Origin of the sequence: Pseudoalteromonas sp. S2755 (assembly GCF_005886535.1) — a bacterium.
In the GTDB taxonomy this organism is placed as follows: Bacteria; Pseudomonadota; Gammaproteobacteria; order Enterobacterales; family Alteromonadaceae; genus Pseudoalteromonas.
This window is the reverse complement of the sequence record NZ_PNDS01000001.1, coordinates 51758-69783: the sequence shown is the minus strand read 5'-3', so window position 1 is coordinate 69783 and position 18026 is coordinate 51758. Positions and strand designations below refer to the sequence as shown.

Below are 18026 nucleotides of genomic sequence, written 5' to 3'. Positions count from 1 at the left end.
TTCGTCTATTTTAGGGTGGTATTGGAGTTGGCACAAGCGATATATCAGGGCTTTGTTTTATCGAGACAGCAGATGCAGGTAAATGGCCAACTGCGCTTGTGTTATTGGCTAAAATCGCAACACCAGTTACTCAAGGTGTGGGTAGAGGGTGAGCAGCCACTTTTTTTCGTTAAACAAGATAAAAAAACAGAAGTAGAACAGCTGCTCAGTCGCGCTCAGTTGCAGTTTAGTATCTCGCCAAGTCAATTAAAGCACTTCGATCAAGCCCCCGTCTGTGTTGTAAAATTTCGCACCTTGAGCCACTTCTATGACGCAAAACAGCTACTTGAAAATAAAGTCGCATTATATGAAGAGGATATTCGCCATTCCGACCGCTATTTAATGGAGCGCTTTATTCGCGGAGCCGCTTGGGTCAAAGGTAAAGCCACGCAAAAACCGGGCTACATTGAAATTACTCAGGCGCAATTTAAGGCTTGCGATGATTATAGACCACACCTTGAAATGCTTTCTATCGATATAGAATGCAACGGCGAGGGGGTCTTATTTTCGGTAGGCCTAGCGACCGATACGGAAAAACTAGTGATCATGATAGGTGAGGCGCAACATGCTGCCGTCAATGTAGTTTGGGTTGAAGATGAAATTGCGTTACTAGAAGAGCTGGTCAAGCAAGTGAATCGTTTAGACCCAGATGTGTTAATCGGATGGAACGTGATTGAGTTCGATGCCGCAATACTTGTGGAACGCGCGCAGGCTAACAGTGTCGCACTTACGATAGGGCGAGATGGCGGAGCGATGTCGACCTTCAAAGGTAACTATACCCGGGTGTTTATTCCGGGGAGAGTGATGCTAGATGGCATCGATATGATGAAAAATGCGACCTATCACTTTGAAACATTTAAACTGAGCTTTGTGGCTGAGAAGATTTTGGGTCGCACCAAGCTTATTGCACAAGATGACAGGCTTGAGGAAATCATCAGACAGTTTCATCATGATAAACCGGCACTAGCGGCGTATAACTTACAAGATTGTCAATTGGTGTTAGACATTTTTAGTAAACTAAACTTACTTGAATTTGCCCTCGCTCGAACTCAGCTGACGGGACTGGAGCTTGAGAAAATGGGTGGCTCAGTCGCTGCGTTTACCAACTTGTATTTACCCTTATTGCACCGTAGCGGTTACATTGCACCAAACTTATCTGAGCATGGCATTAACTTTGACAGTCCTGGTGGTTATGTCATGGATTCAAAGCCGGGCCTCTACCAAAATATTTTGGTGCTGGATTTTAAAAGCCTTTACCCCTCAATTATTCGCACTTTTTGCATAGACCCTATGGGGTTAATAGAGGGATTACAGCATCCTGAACATGCGATAGAGGGCTTTAATAAAGGTAAATTTAGTCGCACGGAACATCATTTACCGGGTTTAGTCGCAGCGCTTTCCAGCGCACGTGAACAAGCCAAATTAGACAAAGACATGATGCTCTCACAGGCGATAAAAATCATCATGAATAGCTTGTACGGCGTACTTGGTTCTAAAGGCTGTCGCTTTTACGACCCACGTCTTGCGAGCTCAATAACGATGCGCGGTCATCAAATAATGCAACAAACGCGAACTTGGATTGAAGAGCTCGGATATGAAGTGATCTATGGTGACACTGACTCAACTTTCGTCTGCTTACCCGAGTCTTTGCGTAGCGAAGCGTGCCAAGCAATAGGCAAGCAGCTAATGGCTGAAATTAACGAGCGCTGGCGCGCACTACTGATGGAAAGCTTTGGCCTCCACAGTCATTTAGAAATAGAGTTTGAAACACATTATAGCCCTTTCTTTATGCCCACCATTCGTGGCCAAGAAGTCGGTTCTAAAAAGCGGTATGTTGGGCAGATCACAGAGCTTGGCAAGCACAAGCTGGTTTTTAAAGGCATGGAGACCGTGCGTAGTGATTGGACGGAAATCGCTAAAGAATATCAACAAGCAATTATTCGTGCGCTGTTTGACGGGCTCGACACGGTTGAGATCACCCACCAATACATAAATCAGATTTTCGCTGGAAAAGTAGACGAAAAGCTCGTTTACAAAAAGAAGCTTGGTAAGTCTGTTGAGTTATATACAAAAAATATCCCTCCTCAAGTAAAAGCGGCGAAGCAAGCTATCGAAGATGGGTTGTTGCAAACCGCGAAAAAGGGGGCACAAATACCGTACTATTTAAGTACTGATGGACCTAAGTTTGCGCAGCAAGGCAAGCTCGTAGATATTGATTATTATCAATACGTTGAAAAGCAAATTCTGCCTATATATCAAATGCTTCCCAATGCTTCTAAACTATCAATTCGCTCTGATGGGCAGCAAAGTTTCGATTTACTTTAATCGAGCTCGTGCTATCAAACTGCCGACGTCTTCCAGTTTTAAAATTAATTAGTCAGTTAAATACACTAAAATAAAGTTCCTTTTTTGTTAACGAAAAACCCTTTACTTGTTCATTTATTGCGCTATTGTTTTGTTTTAAGGGATTTTAAAGTTTTATTTTTAATCAAAGCTTTCTTTTATTCTTTAAATTCAGTTGGTTGTGATTTTGCTTTTATGTGCCTTAAATTGGTAATTGCAAAAAATAGAATAATCACCCTTGATCATTGGTCTGGTGTTTGTTTAATATCTTGCCCCTAATGTTGCTATTTTAGAAATTAACAAGGCAGCAAAATAATAATTAATACAATCTGTTTACAATAAACCAATCCAGGGTGATTTACATGCTAAACAATAAGTTAACTAAGGCGGTTCGCTTAGCGATCGCGCTTGGTGGCGCTAGCGCTGCCGTATTTGCAACCAACTCAGTTGCTGAAGAAGAAGGCGCGAAAAGCGTTGAGCGCATTGAAGTTACAGGTTCTCGCTTAAAGCGCACTGACCTTGAATCTACTGCTCCAATCACTGTTATCGGCGGCGAAGCGCTTGGCGATATGGGTATCAGCAACGTTGGTGAATTTGTTCAATCCAACCCAGTTATGTCTGGATCGCCAGCAACAACAACGCGTAACAACGGCGGTAGTGGTGGCGTATTTGTAGAACTACGTGGTCTTGGTTCAGAGCGTACGCTAGTACTTATAAACGGTCGTAAGCCTGTAAGTTCAGACTTCCAGAATATTCCTGCTGCAATGATCGATCGCATCGAAATTTTAAAAGATGGTGCTTCGGTTGCGTATGGTTCGTCAGCAATGGCTGGTGTTGTAAACATCATCACCAAAAAAGAACTTACGGGTGTTGAAGTTAAAGCAACAACGTCTTGGTATGACATGTTTAGCGGTGGTAAAGAGCAAAGCTTCCAACTAGTTGGTGGTAAGGAGTTCGATGCAGGCCATATCACGGTAGGTTTCGATTATACCAAGCAGGACCCAATCTATCAGGGTGATGTGAAAGACGTAAACTTCTTCCAGTATCCTTGGCAGGTGCTTTCAGAAGAAGGTGCTAAGAGTTTTTACGAGAACGGTTTAATCCCAGATGGTGACAATGCGAACGTATTCATTTTAGGTTCGGGTTCTACTCCTTGTGGTAATTTCTACGTTGAAGGTAAAGGTAACTTTACTAACGATAAATGCCCAAGTGGTGGCGATGGTAAGCCTTCTCTAAGTGACATGCGTCCATTTGTCGGCGGTGGTGAAGTTAACGATACTTACAACTACAACCCAGTAAACTTAATGCAAACACCTTTTGAAGTGATTAACTTCTTTGTTGATACTTCATTTGAGTTAAACGATGACCTTGTCGTATATACAGAAACACGCATCAATAAGCGTACTTCAAAACAGGAACTTGCGGCTGTACCTTTCGACACAGCCTATGATCCAGGTTATGTAGTTACACTATCAAATGGTTCGACGGCTAATGGTGTATCAGCTGACAACTACTACAACCCATTCGGTGAAGATGTTTATCGCTCTCGTCGTCGTATGCTAGAAGGTGGTCGTTACTTCGAACAAGATTATGTTCGTTTCCAACAAGTTGCAGGCCTAAAGGGGGCAATTAACGATAACTGGCAGTTCGATGCTTACTACAACTATGGTGCAAATAGCCTTCAAGACACTGACTTTGGTCAGCTTTACGGTCCACATCTAGCAAAAGCTTTAGGTCCATCATTCAAAGATGACGCTGGTAATGTGGTTTGTGGTACGCCTGACGCACCTATTTCTGATTGTGTATCGTTAAATGTATTTGGTGGTCCTGGTACTGTGACTCAAGAGATGCTTGATTACATTACTGCACCACTAGGCGATCACTACAATGATTCATTTCATCAGGTTCGTGTAGACGTGTTTGGTGAGCTATTTGAAGTCCCTGCAGGTTATGTTTCAAGTGCATTTGGCCTTGAGTATTACACCACTGAATTTGAGCAAGTAAATGATTCTGGTAAGTTCTTTGATTCAGTGACTGGTAACACCAGCAAGCCACTAACAGGTTTATCTAAGAACTATACAGCTGCATCGGCAGAGTTCTTAATCCCATTAGTACGTGATTTAGGTGTTGAATCTGCAGATTTAACGCTAGGTGCACGCTATGACGACTTTAGCACAACAGGTTCAAACTTCTCTTGGATGGCTAAAATTGAGTCAAACATCTTTGATGGCTTAAAGTTCCGTGCAAACTATTCCGAAGTATATCGTGAACCAACACTAAGCGATTTGTATTCGCCAGAGCTTGATTCATTTGAAAGCGCTTCAGATCCGTGTTCTGCGGCAAACATCGGTGGTTTATCTGCGGCAGGTCAGGCTAAATGTCTTGAAATGGGAGCTCCAGCAGGTGGTCATAACAGCGCTGACGCGCAAGTTCGTACACGTTTAGGTGGCAACACAGGTGTTCAATCTGAAGAAGGTGAAACATTTACTATTGGTTTTGTGTGGGCTCCTGATTTTGTTGAAAACTTAGGTATCACTATTGATTACTGGGATATCAATATTGACGGTAAAATTGGCTCTCTAGCAACTGATGATATCCTACAGGGTTGTTATGCCGGTCTTATCGAAGATATGTGTGCAAAAATCTCACGTGGCTTTGATGGCTCGGTTGATCGTGTAGACAGTCGCACTACAAACTTACAAAGTATGACCGCTCGTGGTATCGACCTTGATGTGAACTATTCATTTGATACAGACTTCGGTGCATTTGTTGCTAGCGTATCATGGACTCACTTCCTAGAGCGTGGCGAAGAAAACTTTGATGGTGAAACGGGGACATTTATCGTTGAAGATCTAGTTGGTAGATTTGAAGATGATACGTCTTACTTTGCAGACAAAATCTTATTCAATCTACGTTATGACCTAGACAACCTACGTGTTGTTTGGGCTGCAAACTATCAGTCTGGTCTTGAGTACGGTGATCTAACTTACATTAAGCGTGATAACTATGATTCATTAGCAGGTTTAGTTGCTAAAGTTGATTCATATGTGTACCACGATTTAACAGCACAATACTCATTTGATACAAACACGACGGTGCAAGCAGGTATCCGTAACCTAACAGACGAATTACCTCCTTATATCGAAACAGCGTTCAACGCGAACACTGACGAAAGTAACTTCAAGCTATTTGGACGTCAGTTCTTCTTAGGTGTAACCCAGAAATTCTAACCGAAATTTAGCAATTTTGACCCAAATCGGCCTCTGCTGAGGTCGATTTTTTAATTTTTCATTTTAGCTTGCCTCTTCTTGCTGTAGTAAACCCTTCCTGTTTATAACAAGTTCTCCAATGATTGTTTATTTTATTGTGGATATGAATTTTCTCTGTTTATCGAATGTTATTCCCCGTCATAGGTAAATGTGACTTTTGTACCTTTATTGTTGCGTGAAATGTATTTTTTTGCGATGAATTACAAAAGTGATAAAAAAAGTGAACTTATTTTTACTTTTATAACATTATGAAAATTAAAGAAAAAAAAGAATTTTGATGTTAAATTAAAGCGTTTTTTGGTTTGTTTTATGAAATGATTGTTGACCCTATGTTGGTACTAAAAGTAGTATGTCTCTCGACGCGATAACTCAAGTGATTTTAGGTACTAGATTTAATCTCTCTTAATTTGTTGTTTTTATTGAGTTTTCGTTCATTAAAATAAAAAATCAGGGATCATCAATCATGTTGAATAATAAAATAAGTAAAGCTGTTCGTTTAGCAATCGCTTTCGGTGCTGCATCTACTGCCGCACTTGCAAGTACTGCAGTATCAGCTGAAGAAAACACCGAAGAAGTAGAACGTATTCAAGTTACTGGTTCAAAAATTAAGCGTATCGCTGCAACGGCACCAACTCCAGTCGTTGTTATCGGTAGAGTAGAGCTTGAAAACGCGGGCGTTAGTAACGTAAACGACTTCCTATCTGAAATGCCTGCGGCGGAAGTTGGTCTAAGCCCTGAGAACTCAAACAACTATATCTATGCTAACGGTCTAAATACAACTGACCTTCGTGGTTTGGGTTCTAGTCGTACTCTTGTTCTTGTTAACGGCCGTCGCTTTATCGGTGGTTCTGCAGGTGATAACACTGTAGATTTGAACAACATCGCGACTTCAATGATCGAGCGTATTGAAATTTCGACAGGTGGTGCATCTGCTGTATATGGTGCTGATGCGGTTGCCGGTGTTGTGAACATCATTACTCGTACTTCTTTCGACGGTGTCGAGATTGACGCTGCAACGACTCGTCCATTTGAAGGCGGTGGTGAGCAAACTTTTGCATCACTTGTATTCGGTAAAGAGTTTGATGGCGGCGGCTTCATCTTTAACTATGACTTTGCTGACCAAAAACAAATGGCTAAGCGCGATAAATCATGGTGGTATGATAATCCGGTTTCTTCAGTACCAAACCCAAATAATACAGGCGGTGAGGATGGTATCCCTGCTAATATTCCTTATGAAGGTAAAAAGCACTTTGGCCTATATGATGAGTCAAGTGAGTTTTTCTTAGGCGGTAAGCAATGGACTTTCGATGAAAATCTAGACCTTCGTCCATTTGACACAGGTAGTGGCTATCTTCCAAGCGACCCAACTGATTCACTTTACCGTTACTACGCAGGTGAATATAAAGATGGTATCGAAGAAGGTGCTGATGAGTTCTTCCGTACACCGCTAACGCGTCATACTTTTAACATTGCGGGCAATTATGAGATTAATGATAATCACCGTCTAACTTTTGATACTGTGTACTCATTAAGCTCTGCATTTGGTCAAAGCACTCCAGTATTCTGGCGTTCACTGAATATCCGTAAAGATAATGCTTTCATTAAGCAAGACCTTCGCGATTTGATGGAAGAAAACGGTGCTGATTCAATCTCTATGCGTCGTTTAAGTAATGACTTTGGTCCACGTAAGTATGACCAAGAGCGTTCAACATTCCGTGCATCTATTGGTTTAGACGGCTATATTAATGACAACTGGTCATACTCAACTTACTTTCAACACGGCCGCTTGAAGCAGGATACTAAGTGGTTTGGTGAAGTAATTGAAGAAAACCTATACAACGCACTTGATGCAGTTATGTTTGAAGGTAATATTGTTTGTGCCGACAGAAACGATGACGGTGAAGTAGTAGGTGCGCTAAGCGGTTGTGCTCCTATTAACTTTTTAGGTAGCCCAGAGCATTCGGCAGAAGCAATCGATTACATTTCTACCGTTGCAACAGCAGAGCATGGTGGAACACAAACAAGCTTTGGCGCAACAGTTACGGGTGATGTATATGAGTTACCTGCAGGTCCAATCGGCACAGCGTTTAGCTTTGAGTGGCGTCGCGATTCAGCTTATGAAGAGCCTGGCACAGGTATTCGTAAAGGTATTATCTTTGGTAACTCTGGTTTAGCGTACTCAGGTGCACTTAATGTTAAAGAGTATGCGGCTGAAGTAATTGTTCCACTGGTAGCTGATCAAGCTTGGGCACAAGAGCTTAATTTAGAGCTTGCATATCGTTACATGGATTACTCATCAACGGGTGGTGATACAGCTTATAAAGTAGGCTTAACTTATCAACTAAATGATGACATTCGTTTCCGTGCAACTGTAGCTGAATCGGTACGTGCGCCAAACATCGAAGAGCTATACTCTGCGGCAGGTACACAATATAGTTCAGGACGTTATGACCAATGTGCTGCTAGTACAATTCAAAATACCGATGACAAGTACAAAGCGAACGTAATCAAAAACTGTGCTGCAGCGGGTATTCCAGAAGGTTGGATGCCATCGCAGACATGGGAAGATGGCGGTAGTATGGAAGGTAAGCTAGGAGGTAATAACAACCTTGACAACGAAGTGTCAAAAGACATGGTTGTGGGTTTTGTTTATACACCTACTTCACTAGAAGGCTTTGATATCACCGTTGATTACTGGAGCTTTGAGATTACTAACGCTATCGAAAATTATAGTTATAGAAATTTGGCTAAAAACTGTTACCGTGCTGATAGCTTAGATAACCCTTTCTGTGGTTTCATTACTCGTGATGAAAATCATGAAGTAGTTAGCTTCTTCCAAACTTCACTAAACGCAGCTGAAGAGAAGAAGAGCGGTGTTGATATTGAGTCTGTTTATGATTTTGAAACTAGCATCGGTGAGTTTGGCGTTAAGCTGACTGCGACGTATGTTGAAAACTACGAAATTAATCAGACTGGAAACCCTATCGACCTACTTGTGAATACAGGTGAGCAAGATCACATGAGATGGCGTGGTCGCTTGAACACTAGCTATGAGTACGGAGATTTCAGAGCTGTGTTAGTTGCAAACTACCGTCACAGTGCAGTAAATGACCGTAATGGCTGGAACATCGAGCAACACGATTATAACGATATTCCTTCTTATACAACGTTCGACTTATCAATGAACTATCGAGTACTTGAAAACGTAGACCTACGTTTCGGTATTCAAAATATGTTCGACAGAACACCACCTAGACATCCTCTAGCGTTTGAAGACACTAACTGGTACGATCCAATCGGTCGTCGCGCTACTGTTGGTGTGAATATCAAACTATAATTTTTATAGTAATAAAAAGCCGCTCATTGAGCGGCTTTTTTTGTTTCTGAAAATTTTCTTGCCTAAAAAATAGATGGCTTAATTAATTGAGTTGGTTTAATGCGCTAGTGTTTATGGCACTATAAGGGCCTAGCGGTGCTTAGCTATCTAAGTTATTCAAAAGTCATGTATGCTAACTTACATCGACCACTTTACTAGCTTTACGATAGCGTATTTTGAAGCCACTCCAAGCTGGTAGCTCCCACCTCTTTGGTGCATCTTTCCTTGTACCGCTGATGTGAGTAAGCTCGATTCTTTTTCCTTTAAAATTATAACTTACTGCCATTGTCAGCTCCGGAATTGACCATGTTAGCGGAAACTTTTCAACAAATGGTGCTAATTCCCACGCTTCAACTTCATTGAATAACAAGTCTTGTTCGTTGATTAATTCTATATCGCCATAGCTTTCAATGCCAAGTGCTGTGAGTTTTTCACTTAAAAAGGAGTTGAGTGTGGGTACAAATTCATCGCGTCCATGAAATTGGTAGAACAATGCTGTTTGCTCAATACTGGCTTCTATTTGCTTGGCCAAACCTGAAAATAGCGTATTATTTTGAATAAGTAATACTAAGGCATAAACAACATCCTTGGGGTTGTTAAGACGCTTAGTCTGTTGGCCTAAAACCTCGTCACTGTAATGTGTAATAAACTCACCCCAAAGCTCATCATTATCAATATGGGCAGAGCGCAATGTTTGGTTGCCGAGGCCCATTTCAAGTAATTGCTTTTTCGTTAGTACCGCATTACACATCGCGAGCGTCTTAGCTTGCTTAGTACCTTTACCTGCGAGTGAAAAAGTATCTAATACCAGTAATGCTTCTGCCTGTTCCGATACGCGAGTATGGTTTGAAGGCATGACTTCAGCTAGGCCATTGTTAAAGCCATTACGACGGTTTTGCTTATTGATATAAACCCAATGTGGCATTAGCTTAGCTAACTCAATGACGAGTTTGTCATGGTCAAAACTGGCTGCCTTATCCAAAGGCGGTAATGCGAATGCTTCACGCAATTGCGCGCTAAATTGCTGTGCTTCTGTGAGCGCCTCAGACGTAATATCAATTAATTCTTCAGTTTGTCCTCTCACCACCGCGATAGCGATTTCTATATCTGAGCCTCGAGTAAATCGACTATTTAATCTTGTTAAGCGCTCTACATCAGTAGGTAGTTGGTAGACTCGGGCGGGTACAGACAGTAGCGAAATAAGGTCAATAGCCGCTTGGCGTAGCGTGTTTGAAGCCAATTTATGGATCACGTAACCAAACTCAAAATCGACGGGCAGCGGGTACAGCAGCTTGCCAAGCGGAGTTGCTATATTTTGTTCATCAATGGCTTCTAATGTAATTAGCTGTTGTTTAGCTCTATTTAGTGAGCTTTCAGGAAGTGGGTCGATAAAACCAATAGACGAGACGCCTGTCGTTGCGCAGCCCGCCGCAAGTACAAGCTCTGCCAATGATTCTCTTTGGATCTCAGGCGGGGTGCTGTCTATCAATGGCGCGTATTGGCCATATAACCGGATACATAGTCCCGGTTGCGTGCGTCCTGCGCGTCCTAGACGTTGCTTTGCCGAATCTCTTGCAATCGCATCTAAGCCTAATACGGTTTTTCCAAGGCGCAAATGAGTACGACGCTCAAGCCCTGAGTCAATCACGCAAGTGACATTGGGAATAGTGAGCGAGGTCTCGGCAACATTGGTTGCGAGAATAATTCGACGTGTACTTTGTGCGGTTAATGCAATGCGCTGAGCTTCTGGGCTGCAGCCACTATATAAACCAACGATAGTCGCTGGCAGCGCTTTTACTTTAGCTAAGCTTGCTTGGATCTCGGCCTTGCCAGGTAAAAAGACCAAAATATCGCCCTGGCAATGTTCCAATGCGTATTGGCAAGCTGCAAAAACTCGAGTATCGAGTTGCTCTTTTTGGGGCATAGTTCTTGGATCGGGCGCGTGAAAACACTCTTCAACGGGGTAAATGAATCCTTCTGACTCGAAGATAGGGGCGTCTAAATAAGAGGCTAATTTTTGGCTGTTTAACGTCGCCGAGGTAACAATTAGTTTGTGTGATTGAGCCTGCTTTAAGAGCGCTAATAATAAGTCCATGTCCCAGCGTCTTTCATGAAACTCATCCAACATAACGACGCTGAATTCTGCAAGTTTGCTCTCAAAAAACCACCTTAATGCCACACCAGGCGTTGCATAAACTACCTGAGTGTCTGGTGAAAACCTCCCTTCAAACCGAACAGCAAAGCCCACTTTTTCGCCAAGCGGTGAGCCACTTTGAGCCGCGACATATTCAGCTAAAGAGGTACAAGCAATACGCCGAGGCTCAATGACTAATACTCTGCCATGTTGTGAGGCCCAGAGCGGAAGTTGGGTTGATTTGCCAGAACCTGTTGTGGCACATACAACAATCGCATTTTGTTCGCTTAGTGTTTGCGTAAACTGAGGCTGTAAAGATTCAATGGGTAAAGACATAGCAGTTCATTTGCATTTTTTCGCCATAGTAACAAAGTTTGCTTGAAAAAGTCGGAGTCAGTACCAATTAATATTTGACGGATTATTCAACCTGAACTCGGAATGAGAAGTTAGGGAACTGATATAAAATACGCCTTCTAACATTATTCAACTCTAGCCAGATGTTCTTTCTTAATACAAGGCAAATTTGTGCGTCAATACTAGCCTATTGCAAACAAATTTAATGCAGTAGTAAGGGATAACAACTGCTAGAGAACAAGTTATTATTCCTAGTTCAGGTTATTTTATAAAGGCCAAAAGCCATGATAGAAATAGTGCTTATTACCGGCCTTGTTCTATTTGTTTCTCTGTATTGGAACTGGGAAAAAATTCAAAGACTGCAGTGGCAAAGGAAATACCAAGATCAAACGCTGAGCGCCTCAGATAAGCAAGTATTGCTAAAATACATGCCTATCTATCGTAAGATGACAGATGCTGACCGCGCACAGCTGGAAAAACATATTGTCTGGTTTCTTGGCGAGAAACGGGTGTTGGGTAGAGATGGGTTAACGGTATCACGACCTATGACCCTAATTATTGCCGCAGATGCCTGTTTACTGGTTCTTAAGCAAGCTTGGCCGTTATATCCCAACGTCAAAGAAATATTACTCTATCCCAGTAGCTATTACGCGCCACAAACCTCTAGAGATGGTGCAGGTTTGGTTAGTTTTCACCAAACAGTTCGTCAAGGTGAGTCTTGGCCTGGAGGTACTTTAGTGCTGAGTTGGCACGATGTACTTGAGGGAAATCGATTGCCTGAGGATGGCCACAACTTGGTGTTTCATGAGTTTGCCCATCAACTTGACCAACAAACTGGTGCGACGAATGGAACGCCTGCGTTACCTGTAGGAATGAGTTACCAAGACTGGGGGAGGGTGCTATCAAAGGCTTACCAGCACTTAAAAATGCAGCTGTCTTACAATATGCCCCATGCTATTCATTCATACGGCGCAACAAACGAAGCGGAGTTTTTTGCCGTGGTAACAGAGACATTTATTGAAAAGCCCCATGAACTAAAACAGGAAAACCCAGAGCTATATAATTTGTTAAAAGACTACTATCAGTTTGAGCCGAGAGATTGGCAACGACATTAAAGCATATAAATAAAAAAACCGCTCAGTTGAGCGGTTTTTTCTTAAGAGCGTCGATTAAGAAAAGCTAATTTCTTTTCTTTCGCGCTTTTCTCTTCTTTGACCTTCAGGACGGCGCTTATCACCACCGCCACTACGTGGGTCTTTAAAGCTACGCTTACGGTCTCTTTGCTCTTCACCTCTACCCTGACCTTGGTCAGCAGGGTGAGTGCTCTTAGTCATGTTCATAGGGCGTTGACAGATGTGGACGCTCTTGAAGTGGCTAAGTACATCACTTGGCATATTTTGCGGCAATTGAACCGTGCTGTGTTCATTGAACAGACGGATCTCACCGATGAATTTGCTTGAGATATCTGCTTCGTTTGCGATAGCACCAACGATGTTCTTAACCTGAACACCATGATCACGACCTACTTCGATACGGTAAGTATCCATTGGACCTGATGCACGGTCACGGCTACGAGATTTGCGTTCACCACGTTCACCACGGCTACCATCTCTGTCGCGACGCTCGCCACGACGGTCGTCACGTTCTCTACGCTCACGCTGTTGAATTTGAATATCTTCAACTTTCAGCGGCGTTTGCTGCTGTGCAAGACACAATAGCGCTGCTGCTAAGTCTTCTTGGCTCAGTTCTAGCTTTTGTGCAAGGCCTGATGCGACTTTTGAGAAGAACTCAATGTCTTTGTGCTCAAGCGCTGTAGAGATCTTAGTCTCTAATGCACCAATACGCTTTTCTTCAACGACTTTCGCACTTGGTAATTCAATCTGTGCAATATCAGAGCGCGTATGGCGCATGATGTTCTTAAGTAAATAACGCTCGTTGTTCTTAACGAACAAGATTGCTTTACCTTGACGACCAGCACGGCCGGTACGACCGATACGGTGAACATAAGCTTCACAGTCTTGTGGGATATCGTAGTTAACAACAAGACTTAGACGTTCTACGTCAAGACCACGTGCTGCAACGTCGGTTGCGATAACGATATCTAGCAAGCCGTTCTTAAGACGGTCTACTGTGCGCTCACGCGCCTGTTGGTTCATGTCGCCGTTGAGCGGTGCAGCTGAGAAGCCTTCACGTTCTAGTAGCTCTGCAAGCTGAACAGTGTCATTACGTGTACGTACGAACACGATAGCACCGTCGTAATCTTCCGCTTCTAAGAAACGTACGATAGCTTTGTTTTTGTGTGCAGTTGCACGCCAGTAAACTTGCTCGATCGTAGATACTGTAGAGTTACGCGGAGTGATCTTAACTTGTTCAGCGTTATCTAAATATTTATTACAGATTGATTGGATCTGCTTTGGCATAGTCGCAGAGAACAAACAAGTTTGCTTCTCTTCCGGTGTTTTCTCCATGATGCTTTCAACATCATCGATAAAGCCCATGCGTAGCATTTCATCTGCTTCATCAAGTACAAGTGCGTTTAGACCAGAAAGGTCAATCGTCTTGCGGTTGATGTGATCAATCAAACGACCTGGTGTTGCCACAATAATTTGGGCACCACGGCGTAGAGCACTTAGCTGAATGCCGTAGCTTTGACCACCGTAAAGCGCTAGTACTTCAACGCCTTTAGTATATTTAGCATATTGCTGAAATGCTTCAGCAACTTGAATAGCTAGCTCACGCGTTGGCGTAAGCACAAGAATTTGCGGTTGTTTAACGGATGCGTCTACTTGGTTTAACAATGGCAGTGCAAATGCTGCCGTTTTACCTGTACCCGTCTGCGCTAGTCCCAGTACGTCTTTTCTTTCTAGCAATAACGGTATACATTGAGCTTGGATCTCAGAAGGTGTTTTATATCCCAGCTCTTCGACTGCTTTTAAGATTGCAGGAGAAAGGTCTAAAGATTCAAACGTAACTGGTTCTGACATTAATGCGCCTCAACTATTTTAAAGAGGCGCGCATTGTACAGGAAAGATAAAATAAAAGCTTGCATAAAATCACACTATTTTATATGTGCCTGATATTGGTTAAAATTTAATCTATGTGATTTTGCTAATTTACTGGTAAAGGCCTAAATTTGCTTTTGCATAGGCCTCAAATTCAGTAAAGCCACCAATGTGATCTTGGTCGATAAAAATCTGTGGTACGGTAGGGCAAGGTTTACCCGCTGACTTTTCAAGATCGGCTTTGCTTACGCCTTCCTTGATAATGTCAACATAGCGAAAATTGAAGTCATCGCGCTCTTGCGTTAAACGCTCAGCCACTTCTTTTGCACGAACACAAAACGGGCAACCTTCACGACCAAAAATAACAGTAAACATATTCTTTCTCCTCTAAATGATTAGCTTCAGTATAGAGGATTAATCATGAAGGTAAATTGAATTAAAATGATGAGATTAATCCAAAAAAGCGATTAACTCCGATAGACGGTTTTGATCAAGTGAAAGCCGAACTTGGTTTTCACAGGACCGTGCACTTCAAATAACGGCTTTTTGAATACCACATCGTCAAAGGCCTTCACCATATCCCCTTTATTGAACTCACCAAGGTCGCCACCGCGCTTTTTTGAAGGACAAAGGGAATGTTGTTTAGCCAATTTGCCAAAGTCAGCACCTTTGGCTAGTTTGGCTTTGATGTCTAAACACTCTTTTTCGGTTTTTACTAAAATATGATAGGCGCACGCTTTAGGCATGAAGGGACTCTCATTATAAAAATAAATGCGATCATGCAGAGCTTGCGCGCCTATGGCAAGTTAAAATGTTACACTGAAACCAATAGAAGGACGCATTTCAAAGTCATCGCTTTCCTCTTCTATATATAAATCATTGATTGATTTGACTCTATCGTAGTCAAGGTCAACATAGGCTGTATTGTCTTGGCCATATGCATTCATTAGCTCCAAGATTAGCTTGCCATCGAGGCCAAATAACTCTGTCTTGCGTTCAAAACGAATATCTAGGCGATGATAAGTGTCAAAACGCTCTGAGAATGGGTCGCCGTACACAGGTAAGTAGCGGTCCGCAAATTCAGGATTCTCTTTTACACCCACAATTGGGGTATAGGCTTGACCGCTGCGAGCGGTAAAGTTAAAGCCTCCAGACCACTTTTCACCAAAGTCATAGTGAAATACGGCATTAAGAATAAAAGGGGTATCGGCATAATAGTCACGCTTAACGCCGGTTAGCTCATCCTCACGCTCACTTTTTGCAAGGCTTACAGCAACCCAACCATACCAATCATCGGTTTTGTTTTTGTTAACAATAAAATCAACACCGTAGGCTGTACCGGAAGTCCCATTGATGTAGTTTACCTCAGATAAGGGGGCGCTTTTTGGCAGGTCATCCATGGTTTTATAATAGGTCTCGACGGAATATGACCACTCATTTTCCAACTCCTGTTTAAAACCTAAGGTATAGTGAGTTGAACGCTGAGCTTCAAGTTCTGGGTTACCAACAACAGGTAAAATGTATTCAAGGTCTTGAATGCGGCTGTAAGTGCCAGCCTTGGCTGAGATCACTGTGTCATCGTTATAGAAGTAATTGAGCGCAAGGCGTGGATGGACAATGGTCTCGTCACTGTAGTCATAATATTCACCCACTATTCCTAGTTCACTTTGCCAGTTTGGTGAAAATTGCCAAACGTGATTAACCCCAATAAAGGCAGAATCTGTTCCAGCACTCGATGTGCCCTTAATCCTTTCACCTTTATTTAGATCACAGTCGGGGTCAAACTCGGTGCAAACGTAATTAAAAGCGTCGTAGCGGTAGGTGGATTTTTTGTCGTAGTAGCCGGCATCTGCAATGACACGTTGGTCTTTGTTTAGCTTATAACTGGCTCGTATTTTATAACTGAGTTGTTCTTCTTCAAAATTTTCAAAGTAGCCATCAGATAAAGTCGCGCGTTGACCATATCGCATAGTGGCTTGGTGATTGAGATAACCGACGCCAGCGCGAATATGTAAGTCTTTGGCGTAGTGATCCCACAATATGTTCTGACTATTGAATTTACGAATATAGCGAGCATCGCCCTGATATTCTGGGGTTTTAAGGGCAAGATCTGACGCGCCTGAAAACCCAGCCGCAACCGAATCCTCCGCGCCATTGATATTTACCGTTAAGGTATTATTTGCATTGATATCCCACAGCCACTTGGCTTGATAGTCGTGATCATCCGGTGGATCGTTAATGGTGATCCCTGTTGGCTTGCCATCATCGTCCTCAAGCTCCTCGCCATCACTGAAAAACAGCGGTAGGGTACTTTTTCTTGCTGACACATAGAATGCGGAATTTTCAGTTGCTTTACCTTCAACAAAAATACCTGCGTTAAACATGGTTAAATCTAGCGTGGTGGCAATATCTTGGTATTTTGGATTACGTAGCGTGACGTCAAACACGGCACCAGTGGCATTGCTGTAACTGGTACCAAATCCAGCTGAATTCAGCTGAAAATCTTGAATTGTATTGCGGTTGAAAATAGAGCTGCCGAAATCGTGAAAGATATATCCTGCGGGCATAAAGTCCACTTCAAAGATATTGTCGTCAGGAGAGGAGCCTCGCACGGCAGGTGCGCCCATTGAACCACCCGCGGCAACAACACCAGGCAGAGCAAAAGCAGCCCTGAGTGGGTCGCCCATAGCTCCTGGCATGTCTACAAGTTTTTGTGCATCTTCGGTAATTTCTGAAATAACTGAGCTGCGTTTGTAAATAACTTCGATGTGTTCAATTTTCTCCTCATCGGCTAATGCGTTATTGGCAAGGGTAGTGCAAAGCACGAGGAGTGAAATTTTACTGAGCGTAAAGTGTGGGGCGTGGCGCATGGTCGGCTTCCTATTCATCCTTTGTTAAGATGTGCGTTAGCCTAAACGAAATAATTGTTGATTAATTTCAGAGAGTCGTAATTAACTGTAAGCGGTTTAATGAAATTTCTTACAATCTCGCTCGGATCCCTATCTCGGATGAGTAACCTACAGAGCGCTCAGTTACTTTGAAGTCTTCATCAAGTACATAATATGTAGGGTAAGCCTGCACTTTATACGCTTGTGCCGTGGTCTGATTGCCGAGTAATACGGGCATGTCTAATTGTAGATCGCTGACAAACTTTGTTACTTCTTCAGTGGAACGATAATCCAACGCAATCGCCACTGCTTTGACTTTGCCCTGCTGATGTAGTTTATCAATATTCGGCATGCTCACTCGACATACGCCGCACCAAGGCGCAAAAAAATACACGATACTTTGTTGACCTTTGAGCTGGATAGACGAATAAGTTTGCTTGGATTGTAAAATGGGTAGGTGAAATGGCGGCGCTGTTTGCTCTCCAGAGTCGGCAAGCATGTTCCTCTCTTGATAGGCTGAGACGGCAAAAAACACCAGCACAATGATGACAGCTTGGCCAAGTAGCTTGAGCATACAAATGATCCCGTGATAACAGTAAGCAACAATAAAGACCGCAGTGT

Annotated in this window: 10 protein-coding genes; 4 read left to right on the top strand and 6 right to left on the bottom strand. The window is 42.7% G+C overall.

Going from position 1 to position 18026, the window contains the following annotated elements:
* The first annotated feature begins 27 nt into the window (after nucleotides 1-27).
* The 3 genes from CWC03_RS00305 to CWC03_RS00295 all read left to right on the top strand — a co-directional run bounded on the left by CWC03_RS00305 (nucleotide 28) and on the right by CWC03_RS00295 (nucleotide 8988).
* A complete protein-coding gene (locus CWC03_RS00305; protein ID WP_138580115.1) occupies nucleotides 28-2364 on the top strand; it encodes a DNA polymerase II in 2337 nt (778 codons plus the stop codon).
* A 380-nt stretch (nucleotides 2365-2744) separates the two neighbouring features.
* A complete protein-coding gene (locus CWC03_RS00300) occupies nucleotides 2745-5612 on the top strand; it encodes a TonB-dependent receptor domain-containing protein (protein WP_138580114.1) in 2868 nt (955 codons plus the stop codon).
* 502 nt (nucleotides 5613-6114) lie between these two features.
* Nucleotides 6115-8988, top strand: a complete 2874-nt coding sequence (locus CWC03_RS00295; protein WP_138580113.1) for a TonB-dependent receptor plug domain-containing protein — start codon at nucleotides 6115-6117, stop codon at nucleotides 8986-8988.
* A 172-nt stretch (nucleotides 8989-9160) separates the two neighbouring features.
* On the opposite strand, the gene CWC03_RS00290 is transcribed toward CWC03_RS00295, so the two are convergent.
* Nucleotides 9161-11497 (bottom strand): helicase-related protein, encoded by a 2337-nt coding sequence (locus CWC03_RS00290; protein WP_138580112.1) that lies wholly within the window; start codon nucleotides 11495-11497, stop codon nucleotides 9161-9163.
* Between the two features lie 302 nt (nucleotides 11498-11799).
* Here CWC03_RS00290 and CWC03_RS00285 point away from each other — a divergent pair, with 302 nt between their 5' ends.
* Nucleotides 11800-12630 carry a M90 family metallopeptidase gene (locus CWC03_RS00285; RefSeq protein ID WP_138580111.1) on the top strand — a complete coding sequence of 277 codons (831 nt, stop codon included), beginning with the start codon at nucleotides 11800-11802 and terminating at the stop codon, nucleotides 12628-12630.
* 54 nt (nucleotides 12631-12684) lie between these two features.
* On the opposite strand, the gene CWC03_RS00280 is transcribed toward CWC03_RS00285, so the two are convergent.
* From CWC03_RS00280 to CWC03_RS00260, 5 genes are all read right to left on the bottom strand, one after another.
* Nucleotides 12685-14499, bottom strand: coding sequence for a DEAD/DEAH box helicase (locus tag CWC03_RS00280; RefSeq protein ID WP_138580110.1), 1815 nt, complete (start codon nucleotides 14497-14499; stop codon nucleotides 12685-12687).
* Nucleotides 14500-14628: 129 nt separating this feature from the next.
* The gene (locus CWC03_RS00275; protein WP_010378880.1) at nucleotides 14629-14892 is read right to left on the bottom strand and encodes a GrxA family glutaredoxin; all 264 of its coding nucleotides are present in this window, start codon (nucleotides 14890-14892) and stop codon (nucleotides 14629-14631) included.
* A gap of 92 nt (nucleotides 14893-14984) precedes the next feature.
* Nucleotides 14985-15263, bottom strand: coding sequence for a peptidylprolyl isomerase (locus tag CWC03_RS00270; protein WP_010378882.1), 279 nt, complete (start codon nucleotides 15261-15263; stop codon nucleotides 14985-14987).
* 60 nt (nucleotides 15264-15323) lie between these two features.
* On the bottom strand, nucleotides 15324-17387 hold the full coding sequence (locus CWC03_RS00265) for a TonB-dependent receptor plug domain-containing protein (RefSeq protein ID WP_138580109.1): 2064 nt from the start codon (nucleotides 17385-17387) through the stop codon (nucleotides 15324-15326).
* Between the two features lie 109 nt (nucleotides 17388-17496).
* Nucleotides 17497-17979: a TlpA family protein disulfide reductase gene (locus CWC03_RS00260; RefSeq protein WP_138580108.1), complete on the bottom strand. Its 483-nt coding sequence runs from the start codon at nucleotides 17977-17979 to the stop codon at nucleotides 17497-17499.
* Nucleotides 17980-18026 lie beyond the last annotated feature (47 nt).

Excerpts from the sequence above, each read along its gene's own strand:
- CWC03_RS00300 (WP_138580114.1), top strand. The coding sequence starts at position 2,745 with ATGCTAAACAATAAGTTAACTAAGGCGGTTCGCTTAGCGATCGCGCTT.
- CWC03_RS00295 (WP_138580113.1), top strand. The coding sequence starts at position 6,115 with ATGTTGAATAATAAAATAAGTAAAGCTGTTCGTTTAGCAATCGCTTTC.
- CWC03_RS00290 (WP_138580112.1), bottom strand. The coding sequence starts at position 11,497 with ATGTCTTTACCCATTGAATCTTTACAGCCTCAGTTTACGCAAACACTA.
- CWC03_RS00285 (WP_138580111.1), top strand. The coding sequence starts at position 11,800 with ATGATAGAAATAGTGCTTATTACCGGCCTTGTTCTATTTGTTTCTCTG.
- CWC03_RS00280 (WP_138580110.1), bottom strand. The coding sequence starts at position 14,499 with ATGTCAGAACCAGTTACGTTTGAATCTTTAGACCTTTCTCCTGCAATC.
- CWC03_RS00275 (WP_010378880.1), bottom strand. The coding sequence starts at position 14,892 with ATGTTTACTGTTATTTTTGGTCGTGAAGGTTGCCCGTTTTGTGTTCGT.
- CWC03_RS00270 (WP_010378882.1), bottom strand. The coding sequence starts at position 15,263 with ATGCCTAAAGCGTGCGCCTATCATATTTTAGTAAAAACCGAAAAAGAG.
- CWC03_RS00265 (WP_138580109.1), bottom strand. The coding sequence starts at position 17,387 with ATGCGCCACGCCCCACACTTTACGCTCAGTAAAATTTCACTCCTCGTG.
- CWC03_RS00260 (WP_138580108.1), bottom strand. The coding sequence starts at position 17,979 with ATGCTCAAGCTACTTGGCCAAGCTGTCATCATTGTGCTGGTGTTTTTT.